Below are 10,309 nucleotides of genomic sequence, written 5' to 3'. Positions count from 1 at the left end.
GCACTCATCTTCCCAAGGGTGTTCTTCCCGTCTGGTAGCCAGGGCGCGCTGGTGATGTCGTTCGCGACGTTCGGCGTCGCCTACTTCGCCAGGCCGGTCGGCGCCTTCGTGCTCGGACACTTCGGAGACCGGATCGGCCGCCAACGCGTGCTGATGTTCACGATCGTCCTGATGGGCATTTCGACGTTCGCCATCGGCTGTCTGCCGACGTTCGCCACCGCCGGCTATCTGGGGCTCGGCCTGCTGGTGCTGTGCCGACTGCTGCAGGGCTTCTCCGCCGCCGGCGAGCAGGCCGGCGCCAGCTCGTTGACGCTCGAGCATGCGCCCGATCACCGGCGGGCGTTCTTCACGTCGTGGACGCTGACCGGAACCCAGGGTGGCCTGATCCTGGCGTCGCTGGTGCTCATCCCGTTCGTGTCGCTGTCCGATGAGGCCGAGCTGTCCTGGGGCTGGCGAGTTCCGTTCTGGCTCAGCGCAATCGTCGTCCTGGTGGCCTACTTCATCCGGCGCAAGCTGCACGAGACGCCCGAGTTCGAAGAGGCGAAGGCCGCGGGCACCCTCGCGCGGGTGCCGCTGAAGCCGCTGCTTCGTCACCACTGGCGGGATGTGCTGCGCGTCGTCGTCTGCGCGTTCATCGCCGTGGTGTCAACGGTCTTCGGCACCCTCGCGATCGCCTACGGCAAGAAGGTCGGGCTGCCCGCCGACATCACGCTGTGGCTGGTGGTCGTGGCCAACGTCGTCGCTCTCGGTACCCAACCGCTGTTCGGCATGCTCGCCGACCGGATCGGTCGCAAGCCGGTGTTCATCTACGGTGCACTGTCTTCGGCTGCCCTGATGCCCTTCTACATGCTGTCGATGAGCAACGACGACCACACGTGGACGTTCGTGCTCGCAGTGGCGACCTTCGCCCTCGGCTACGGCGCCGCGAACGCCGTGTGGCCGTCCTTCTACAACGAGATGTTCAGCACCGAGGTCCGCTTCTCCGGCGTGGCGATCGGCACTCAGCTCGGGTTCCTGCTGGCGGGTTTCGCGCCGACGATCGTCACCGCGCTCGGCGGCGTCCGAGAAGGCGGCTGGGTGGTCATCAGCATCTTCACGGCCGTGGTCTGCGTGATCGCCGCCGCGGCGGCGCTGACCGCCCGCGAGACCAAGGACGTCCCAACGGTTCTACTCGGCAAGAAGACGCCGGACTCGACCAAGGACCTGATTCACCACTGACTCGCTCCCCCACGATTCGTGCACCCAAACCCGCCGTGGCCGCGGGCGCGGGTGCACGAATCGCGCTGGGGTCAGGGCGTGAAGACGTCGATCGAGCGCACGGGCTTCAACATCACCAGCGGGATGTGACGCTCCGTCGACGTCTGATAGCCGAGATAGGGCGGGAACAGGTGCGTCATGTAGGCCCACACCTGGTGCCGCTCTTCGGCTTCGGGCTCGCGCCAGGTGGCCTCGAACGCCTGGGTGGCGATCTGGACGCCGATGGTCTCGCTGTGCCGGATGTTCAGGTACCACTCCGGATGGGTGTCAGCGCCTCCCTTGGAGGCGACGACGACGATCTCACCTCCGGTGTTGCCGTAGATCAACGCCTTGACGTAGGCCTTGCCCGAGTTGCGCCCCACGACCTTGATCAAGCAGTGGGTCGTCACCGCGTGACCGCCGACGGAGCTGAGGTCCAGGATGTGTCCCTTGGCGCCGCCCGAGCTCAGATACGTCTCGAGGTGCTCCTTCGCCCAGTCACCTCGGTCCGCTCGAATGGATGCGGCGTCCTCGTCGCTCATGGCTCGTTCCTTCCGCTCGGTTAGTCAGCCGCCTCGGCCGTACGTGGCAGGGCACGAATGGCGGTTCTAATGGCCAAATAGATCAGCGACGACGTCAGCACGAAGATCGGCCACCCCATCGCGATGCGCGCGGCGGCGAGCAACCCCGCCTGATCGGTGTCGTACAGGTAGTACTGCACCACGAAGCGTGCCCACGACACCAGCGCCATCACCATCGTGACGAGGTCGAAGGCCAGGCGCACTCGACGCACCCGGCGCCAGGTGTCGTCACGACCGGTGATCCACGCCCACCCGACCCCCACCAGCGGTCGACGGATCAGCACCGAGACGCTGAACGCGATGGCCAGGAAGAGGTACATCCAGATGCCGGGGAGGTAGAAGTCCTTGGCCTTGCCGGTGAGGAACGCTAGGCCCGCACCGAGCGCGACGCCGGCGAATCCGAAGAGCGCCGGCCGCGTGGACTCCCGTCGTTGCAGCTGCCACGCAAGGATGACCGCCGCGACGCCGAGCGCGGCGGCAATCGACCACCCGAGATCCAGCACGGCGGACGCGGCGGCGAAGACGGTGACCGGCAGCGACGAGTAGATCAGCCCGCGGACCCCGCCCGCGCGCGCCAACAACGCGGCGACCGGCGTGTTCGTGTCCATCACTCAACCGAGCGTACTGATCGGCGAGCGACGGGCCCTACACTCCTCGGGTGCGCGCAATACCGGTCATCGCGTTGACCGGGTACCTCGGCGCGGGCAAGACCAGCCTGCTGAACCACGTCCTGCAAGCTCCCGGTGCGCGGATCGGCGTCGTCATCAACGACTTTGGTGAGATCAACGTCGATGCCGCCCTGGTGACGGGCCAGGTCGACGAACCCGTGTCGATCACGGGCGGATGCGTCTGCTGCCTGCCCGACGAGGGTGGGTTGGACGACGCGCTGGAGAAGCTCACCGACCCGCGCCTGGCGCTGGACGTCATCATCGTCGAGGCGAGTGGACTGGCCGACCCCGTCGCCATTTCCCGGCTGATCCGCTTCAGCGGAGTCGAACGGGTGCGGCCCGGCGGTGTCGTCGACGTCATCGACGCGGCCACGCACTTCGACATGGTCGACCTCGGCGGCATCCCGCCGGCCAGGTACGGAGCGGCATCGCTCGTCGTGGTCAACAAACTCGACCAGATCCCCGAGAGGAACCGGGCCGCCGAGCTGGACCGCATCGAAACACGGGTGCGCGAACGCAATCCGCATGCGCACGTGGTCGGCACGACCGGCGCGAGGATCGACCCGACCCTGCTGTACGACGTGTCCGACGCCGACGAGGGCTCCGGACAGCTCTCCTTTCGGGAACTGCTGCTCGATGCCGGCTCCGATCCCCACGATCACGTCCACGCCGCCTCCGTCACGTCGACGAGCGACGGCTGCCTCGACCCCGGTGCGCTGCTGGATCTGCTCGAAGAACCCCCTGCCGGGGTGTATCGACTCAAGGGCACCGTCGCAGTCCGCTACCGCGGGCGAGTGCGCACCTACGTCGTCAACGTGGTCGGCTCGTCGATTCACGTCGCGACCGCGCCACCGACGGCACGTGCCAACTGCCTGGTGGCGATCGGCACCCATTTCGACGTCGAGAACACCCGCACCCTGGTGGCGGCCGCGTTGCGCCCGCACGACGGTATCGTCGCGGCAGCGGGCATCCGGCGCCTGCAGCGGTACCGGCGACTCAGCTTCTGAAGGCCCGCCATCCTGGCCAGAGGCCTTGGTGCCGTGGGGTTTCCACGGCTGCGCCCCGCCTGCGTTCGAGGTGGCACTGCACCCCGAAGTGATCAGACGGGTACACCCGCGGCAGCGCAGCCGAGATCGGTTCGGTTCCCAGTAGATCGATGCTGGTGCCGTCCCACGAGTCGCTCTTGAGAAGCACGCGGTCGAATCGAACGTGGCGGTGCTTGTTCTTGCTGTCGAACCGCATCAGGTTGATGGTCGTGTCCTCGGTGAAACCGTCGTCGCGTGGTCGCAGCACCGGCCAGAGATCGCGGTAGGGCGCGCCGATCGATCCGTTCTCGGCATCGCGCATGTTGAAATCACCGAGGACGACGGCGGTTTCAACGCTTCGCAGAGCGCGGAAGATCCGCCCCAGCTGCCGCGCGCGCAACCGTGACGCCGCCTTTCCGCTCTCCAGATGGACGGCGGCGACCACCACGGGCCGGCCGTTGACCGCGAGCTCGGCCACCAGGAATCCGCGTGCCAGGCGGGTTGGCAGCCGGGTGTAGGTCACTCGGTTGACCGGAAGCCGGGACAGCATCAACATGCCGTAGTTGCCGACCCCATCGCCGGTCACCTCGGCCCGGTGATACCGCTGGCGAATCCACGGTTGGTCGAGCAGGACGGCCAGCGCCGCGGGGGTGACTTCCTGAAACACCATGACATCGGGCATGTTTCGGGACATCAGCTCGGCGATCACCCGGTAGCGCTGCTCTGCGTGGTACTCGTTGAACCAGATGTTGAACGTCGCAAGGGTCAGCCCGTCGCGTTGCACCGCACCGGCGGCATCGACGTCGTCGGTCCAGCGGTTCGTTGCCGCGTCGAAGGTGCCGACGGGCACGCTGCGACGACGGCGCCTCACGCCCGTCGCAGCGTCAGCAACGTGATCTCGCTTGGCGCGAACACGCGCAGCGGCGGACCCCAGAAACCGGTGCCACGACTGGTGTAGAGCTGCGTGCGCTCGCCGTGGCGGCTCAGTCCCTGGACCACCGGCTGGTCGAGCCGCACCAGGAAGTTGAACGGCCAGATCTGCCCGCCGTGGGTATGCCCGGAGATCTGCAGGTCCACCCCGGCGTCGGCCGCGTCGCGGACCTGCTTGGGCTGATGGGCCAGAAGCAGCACCGGCAGATCGGGATCGGCGGACGCCAACGCCGCCACGAGGTCCGCGCCGTGCCCGTCGAGTCCGGAGCCCATGGCGGTGGCGTCGTCGACGCCGGCGACGACGAGCCGATCGCCACCTCGTTCGACGACGAGATGCCTGTTGTGCAACACGTCCCAGCCGATGCCTGCCATGTAGTCGAGCCAGCTCTGCGCCTCGCCGTAGTACTCGTGGTTGCCGGTGACGTACACGCGGGCGAGCCTGCCCCGCATCGCAGCGAGTGGCGCGGCCTGGGCTTCGCGCACCGCCACCGTGCCGTCCGCGATGTCACCGACGTGGCACACGATGTCGGCGTCCAGCTCGTTCACGCGGTCCTTCACCGCCGCGGACCACCGGCTGCGGTCGATGGGCCCGTAATGGGTGTCGGTGATCATCGCGACGCGCAGTCCGTCCAGCCCACCGCCGAGCCGGGGGATGACGACGTCGACGTGGCGGGTCCGCGGTACCCGCATCGCTTCGGAGTAGCCCCACCCGAGCAAGGCGAGCACGACGACCACGACGGCGGCTGCCACGACCCGCGACCGCACCGGATCGGCGACGCCCGACAGCAGCAACACCAGGCTCAGAAGCTGGCCGAGCACCGACCAGAAGAACAGCACCCAGACCACGCCGAGCAGGGCGTCGGCGGTGACGGCCGCCCAGTCCGGCCGCCGGCCACCGCGGCCGAGGAACATCAACGCGGGCAGTCCGACGAACGCCGCCGCGAACACCAGCGTCCCGACGACCACGACGGCCGTCGGCCAGTGCGTGCCCGCCGCGAGCAGCGTCCACCACGGCACGCCGACCAGGATCAGCGTGATGACGAACACGGGAATGAGGCGCAGCCACCGGCGGCGCGACCGCGTCTGCTCGGCGGGTTCGACCTCGACCGACTGGGGGTCTGACATCGCGAAACGCCTCGATTCGTGGGCTCGGGGTTACCGCGAGGGTACCTGCGGACGCAGGTCTGCCCCCGAGCCGAGATCAGGCGTCGGGATCCTTCTCGATCGCGATGACGAAGTCGTCCCCGTGCTCGACGACGCCTGCGATCACTGCATCGTCGACCGCCTCGGCGGCGTAGCGCTGCCGAATCATCATGGGGTCCGTGCGAAGGTCCTTCACCAATGCGACCGAGAGCCCGACCATGACCAGGACGAACGGCAGCGCGGCGAGGATGGTCAACGACTGAAGACCGGTCAGGGCATCATCGCCGCCGACCAACAGCATGACGGCGGCCACCGCGCCCGTCGCAGCGCCCCAGAACACCACTGTGGGCCGCGACGGTTCTATCGTCCCGCGCTCGGATAGCGAGCCCATCACGATCGACGCCGCGTCCGCACCGGAGACGAAGAAGATCGCGACCAGCACGATCACCAGGATGCTGGCGACCGTGGCGAACGGGAACTGGTCAAGCAGCGTGAACAGCTGGCCTTCGGTGGTTCCCTCGCCCGCGAGGTCGACGCCGCCCTGCTGAATGCTGATCGCGGCGCCGCCGAAGATCGCGAACCAGACCAGCGACACCACGCTGGGCACCAGGAGCACGCCGGTGACGAACTGGCGAATCGTGCGGCCCCGCGAGATGCGGGCGATGAACATCCCGACGAACGGAGTCCACGACAGCCACCATGCCCAGTAGAAGACCGTCCAGCTCTGCAGCCAGGCGTCGACGTTGGCGCCCTCGGCACCCGTGCGCGCCGACATCATCGCCATGTCCTGCAGGTAGCTGCCCAGCGCGGTGGGGATGACGTTGAGGATGAAGACCGTCGGCCCGACGATGAAGACGAACAGCGCCAGGATCAGCGCCAGGATCATGTTGACGTTGGACAGCCACTGAATTCCCTTGGCGACGCCCGACACCGCCGAGAAGATGAACGCGATCGTCAGCACCGCGATGATGCCGATCAGCACCGCATTGCCCGTCGTACCGATACCCGCGACGATGTGCAGGCCGCTGCGAATCTGCAAGGCGCCGAGGCCGAGCGACGCGGCCGACCCGAACAGCGTGGCGAAGATCGCCAGCATGTCGATGATCTTGCCGAGCGGCCCGTTGGCCCGGTCGCCGATCAGCGGCGCGAAGGCCGCGCTGATCAGTTGCAGGCGGCCCTTGCGGTACACGCCGTAGGCGATCGCGAGACCGACGACGGCGTAGATCGCCCACGGGTGCAGGGTCCAGTGGAACAGGGTCGTGGCCATGGCGGTCTGCATGGCTTCCTGGTTGCCGACCGGGCCGGTTCCCGGCGGGGGCGTGACCAGATGCGAGAGCGGTTCGGCGACGCCGTAGAACATCAGGCCGATGCCCATCCCCGCGCTGAACATCATGGCGATCCACGACACGGTTTTGAACTCGGGTTCCTCGTCGTCACGCCCAAGCGGGATGGCGCCGAAGCGGCTCAACGCCAACCACAGCACGAAGATCACGAACGCCGAGGACGTCACCACGAAGAGCCAGCCGGTGTTCTCCATGGTCCACGTCAGCGCGGAGCCCGACACGCTACTCAGCGACGGCGTACTGACGAAACCCCAGACCAGGAAGCCGACGGCGATGACGGCGGTCACGCCGAACACCACCCAGTCGATGCCGCGACTGCGGGACTGCTCGGCCTCGTCGACCGCGACGTCAAGGGCGGGGTGTGGAATGACCGCGCCCGAGGGCGACCGCAGTGCTCCCACCACCCGGCGCCGCTTCCGCGGCTCGGCCGGCGACAGCGGTTGTTCGGTGTCAGGTTTGGCTTCAGTGGTCACAGCGAGAGCCTTCCCTCAACAGACGGCGAGTGAACAACACACAACTACCTCGCAGGGGGGCTCGTCAAACGGGGGCGAGAAGTCGTCACGGCCCTTGCCCGGCGCTATCCGCGAACTCCGTTCGGCGTCAGGTCAATTCGCGGCGGGCGCGCGAAACGGGCCGCCCATCCCGTCAATTGAGGGGCTTCGCTGAAGACGTTAGCCTGGCTAATGTCGACTACAGTCGCGACGTGGCAAACGTTGCTGACACGCCGTACACGACCTTGCGAGAGCGCAAGGCCCAACGCACCCGTGCCGAGTTGATCGACGCGGCCGTAAAACTGTGCCTGAGCGTCGGCTACGACAATGCGACCATCGAACTGATATCGACCGCCGCCGACGTCTCGCCACGGACGTTCAACCGTTACTTCTCCACCAAGGATGCGGTGTTCCTGGCCGTTCTCGACGCGGTGTCCGACGACGTCGTCGCCGAGGTGAGCCGGCAGTCCGAACCCCTCGGTCCGCTTGAGGCGATGCGGGCCGCGCACGTTGCGGTGTTCAACCGCATCGCCGACCGGCCCTACGGCCAGCCGTCGGCCGACCAGGTGACTCTGATGCTGCGGGTGATCAACTCCTCCGATGCGTTGCGCAAGAAGGCAATTGAGTACCGAAATCCCCGCGTGATGAAGATACTTGCCGATCGGGCCGGGGTGCCGTTGGACGATCGGCGGCTCGAACTCGCCAGGACTCTGTTCAACGTCACCGTGGTCACCGCGTGCGCAAATCTGGTCGCCGAAACGGAGCCCGCACTCCTCGGCCCGCGCGTCATGGCGGAGTGCCTCGAGGAGGCGTTCGCTCAGCTCACCGAGATGGCCGCCGACCTCAAACGTCCCTGACCGACGCGGAACCTCGTCACCGTCGGGCGGGGTAACCTACCTGATATCCGAAAAGTCGGTCGCAGTCGCGGCCGCCTGCGTCGATGGAGCACAGATGCGAGCGTTGCTGTCACACGAGACCGGCGATGCCATTCGTGCCTTCATCGTCGACAAGCGGCTCAAGCCGGGAGACCCGCTGCCCTCGGAGGCCGAGCTGGCGGCGCTGCTCGACGTCGGGAAGACCTCGGTCCGCGAGGGACTCCGCCGCCTCGAGGCACACGGCGTGGTGGAGGTCCGCCGCGGCAAGGGGCTGTTCGTCGGCACCTTCAGCTTCGATCCGTTGATCGAGCAGCTGCCCTATGGCCTGCAGGCCGACAGCGTTCCGCTTCTTCATCTGCTCCAAGCGCGCCGGGCGCTCGAGGAGGGCTTGATCACCGAGGTCGCCAAGGTCATCACCGACGTTGACCTGTTGCTGCTCGACGAACTCGTCGACCAGATGCGGGCCCGCGCCGAACATGGCCGGGTGCCCGCCGACGTCGACCACGCCTTTCATCAGGCGCTGTTCGAACCGCTCGGCAATCCCTTCGTGCTGCAACTGATCGACGTCTTCTGGACGATCTTCAGCAAGGGCGCCGACCACATCGTGCTCGATCTGCGCCGTCCGACCGCCGAGGACCACGCCGCGATAGTCGATGCCCTGCGGTCTGGTGACCGCGCCGCGATGACCAGCGCGGTGGCCCGGCACTTCGAGGACCTGCAGCGCAGTCTCGAAATCAACCCGGCATAGCCGCTCGACAGCGGTCCACGACCGACCCGCCAGGGTGTTGATGTGACGTGCGTCATGTTGTAGGGTCCGGATATCCGCTCTCACATATCCGATATCTGATCAGAGGTAGCCGGCATGGCGACATCCCCGCGTTCACCGCGCGACATCGACGAACACGAATCGTTGACACCCACCCAGTGGAAACAGTTCTGGGCCGCCTGGCTCGGGTACCTGCTGGACGGCTTCGACTTCCTCCTGATCACCCTGGTCCTCACCGAGCTGGCGGACGAATTCGGTCTGAGCCTCGTCGAGGCCACCACCCTGGTCAGTGCCGCGTTCGTCTCGCGGTGGTTCGGCGGTCTTCTCCTCGGAGCCGTCGCCGACCGCTTCGGACGCAAGGGCGCCATGGTCATCAGCATCCTCTGCTTCGCGGGCGGCAGCTTCCTGTGCGGGCTGGCGTGGGGCTACTGGCCGATGTTCATCTTCCGGGCCATCGTCGGCATCGGCATGGCCGGCGAGTACGCCACCAGCGTGACCTATGCGATGGAGTCGTGGCCGCAGCGTTTCCGCAACCGCGCCAGCGGCGCCCTGCTCTCCGCGTATCCGATCGGCGTGGTGCTGGCGAGCCAGCTGTACCCGCTGGTGGTGCCGAGCCTCGGCTGGCGCTGGATGTTCTTCATCGGTCTACTCCCCGCCGCAGTCGCACTCTGGATGCGGCGGGTGCTGCCCGAGGCCAAGGAATGGGAGGACAACGTCAAACGTGGTGCGATCGGGGAGAACACCCCGATCCAACTGTTGTTCAATCCTCAACGGCGACTTGCCAACATCGCGATCTCGACGGTCACCGCCGCCATTCTCGTCGTGATCTTCAGCCGGACCGTCACGGGCACCTGGGTGTGGGTCCTCGGCGTGGTGGTCGCCGGCTGCTTCCTTGCGCTCGCCAGGCAGATCGCGGCGGGGATGACGGCGATGTACGTGATGCTGATCATCACCGTGCTGACGGCCTTCCTGTACTCGTGGCCGCTGCAGTCGCTGCTGCCGACCTACCTGAAGACCGAATTGCACTTCGATCCCGGCCAGGTCGCGCACGTGCTCCTGTGGGCGGGCCTCGGCTACGCGGCGGGCTCGGTGACGTCGGGCATCGTCGGAGACAAACTCGGCACTCGGCGGACCTACGTACTCGGACTGCTGATCTCGCTGCTGTTCGTCGTTCCCGTCTTCGCGCTGACCAGCGATCACGTCGTCTGGTTGTGGGTTCTGCTGTTCGGGTTGGCCTTCTTCAGCCAAGGC

Annotated in this window: 10 protein-coding genes; 5 read left to right on the top strand and 5 right to left on the bottom strand. The window is 67.0% G+C overall.

The features are described 5' to 3' along the window. Positions 1 to 1,218, top strand: a 1,218-nt coding sequence (locus tag ACRDUX_RS30285; protein ID WP_526419436.1) for an MFS transporter, incomplete at its 5' end; no start/stop codon positions are given. A 71-nt stretch (positions 1,219 to 1,289) separates the two neighbouring features. On the opposite strand, the gene ACRDUX_RS30280 is transcribed toward ACRDUX_RS30285, so the two are convergent. Beyond that, complete coding sequence (locus ACRDUX_RS30280; protein WP_526419434.1) at positions 1,290 to 1,778, bottom strand: nitroreductase/quinone reductase family protein; 489 nt, start codon at positions 1,776 to 1,778, stop codon at positions 1,290 to 1,292. 20 nt (positions 1,779 to 1,798) lie between these two features. After that, a complete protein-coding gene (locus ACRDUX_RS30275) occupies positions 1,799 to 2,425 on the bottom strand; it encodes a DUF3159 domain-containing protein (protein ID WP_526419440.1) in 627 nt (208 codons plus the stop codon). 50 nt (positions 2,426 to 2,475) lie between these two features. Between ACRDUX_RS30275 and ACRDUX_RS30270 the strand changes: the two genes are divergently transcribed. Then, the gene (locus ACRDUX_RS30270) at positions 2,476 to 3,492 is read left to right on the top strand and encodes a CobW family GTP-binding protein (RefSeq protein WP_526419432.1); all 1,017 of its coding nucleotides are present in this window, start codon (positions 2,476 to 2,478) and stop codon (positions 3,490 to 3,492) included. Here ACRDUX_RS30270 and ACRDUX_RS30265 read toward each other — a convergent pair. From ACRDUX_RS30265 to ACRDUX_RS30255, 3 genes are all read right to left on the bottom strand, one after another. Further along, on the bottom strand, positions 3,482 to 4,360 hold the full coding sequence (locus ACRDUX_RS30265) for an endonuclease/exonuclease/phosphatase family protein (protein WP_526419430.1): 879 nt from the start codon (positions 4,358 to 4,360) through the stop codon (positions 3,482 to 3,484). The two genes, ACRDUX_RS30270 and ACRDUX_RS30265, sit on opposite strands and share 11 nt — an antisense overlap. A gap of 17 nt (positions 4,361 to 4,377) precedes the next feature. Beyond that, the gene (locus tag ACRDUX_RS30260) at positions 4,378 to 5,565 is read right to left on the bottom strand and encodes a metallophosphoesterase (RefSeq protein WP_526419428.1); all 1,188 of its coding nucleotides are present in this window, start codon (positions 5,563 to 5,565) and stop codon (positions 4,378 to 4,380) included. Between the two features lie 76 nt (positions 5,566 to 5,641). Then, a complete protein-coding gene (locus ACRDUX_RS30255; protein ID WP_526419438.1) occupies positions 5,642 to 7,330 on the bottom strand; it encodes a BCCT family transporter in 1,689 nt (562 codons plus the stop codon). 299 nt (positions 7,331 to 7,629) lie between these two features. On the opposite strand from ACRDUX_RS30255, the gene ACRDUX_RS30250 reads away from it, so the two are divergent. From ACRDUX_RS30250 to ACRDUX_RS30240, 3 genes are all read left to right on the top strand, one after another. Continuing rightward, complete coding sequence (locus ACRDUX_RS30250; protein ID WP_526419426.1) at positions 7,630 to 8,274, top strand: TetR/AcrR family transcriptional regulator; 645 nt, start codon at positions 7,630 to 7,632, stop codon at positions 8,272 to 8,274. 94 nt (positions 8,275 to 8,368) lie between these two features. Then, a complete protein-coding gene (locus ACRDUX_RS30245) occupies positions 8,369 to 9,040 on the top strand; it encodes a FadR/GntR family transcriptional regulator (protein WP_526419424.1) in 672 nt (223 codons plus the stop codon). Positions 9,041 to 9,154: 114 nt separating this feature from the next. Continuing rightward, the coding region (locus tag ACRDUX_RS30240; RefSeq protein ID WP_526419422.1) for an MFS transporter at positions 9,155 to 10,309 on the top strand (1,155 nt) is incomplete at its 3' end.

This window comes from Mycobacterium sp. (assembly GCF_050701675.1).
In the GTDB taxonomy this organism is placed as follows: Bacteria; Actinomycetota; Actinomycetes; order Mycobacteriales; family Mycobacteriaceae; genus Mycobacterium.
The sequence above is the reverse complement of the archived record's forward strand: the minus strand, read 5'-3'. Positions and strand labels throughout refer to the sequence as shown.

What these genes read in the sequence shown, in the direction of transcription:
- ACRDUX_RS30260 (WP_526419428.1), bottom strand. Translation starts at nt 5,565, where the DNA reads ATGTCAGACCCCCAGTCGGTCGAGGTCGAACCCGCCGAGCAGACGCGG.
- ACRDUX_RS30280 (WP_526419434.1), bottom strand. Translation starts at nt 1,778, where the DNA reads ATGAGCGACGAGGACGCCGCATCCATTCGAGCGGACCGAGGTGACTGG.
- ACRDUX_RS30245 (WP_526419424.1), top strand. Translation starts at nt 8,369, where the DNA reads ATGCGAGCGTTGCTGTCACACGAGACCGGCGATGCCATTCGTGCCTTC.
- ACRDUX_RS30275 (WP_526419440.1), bottom strand. Translation starts at nt 2,425, where the DNA reads ATGGACACGAACACGCCGGTCGCCGCGTTGTTGGCGCGCGCGGGCGGG.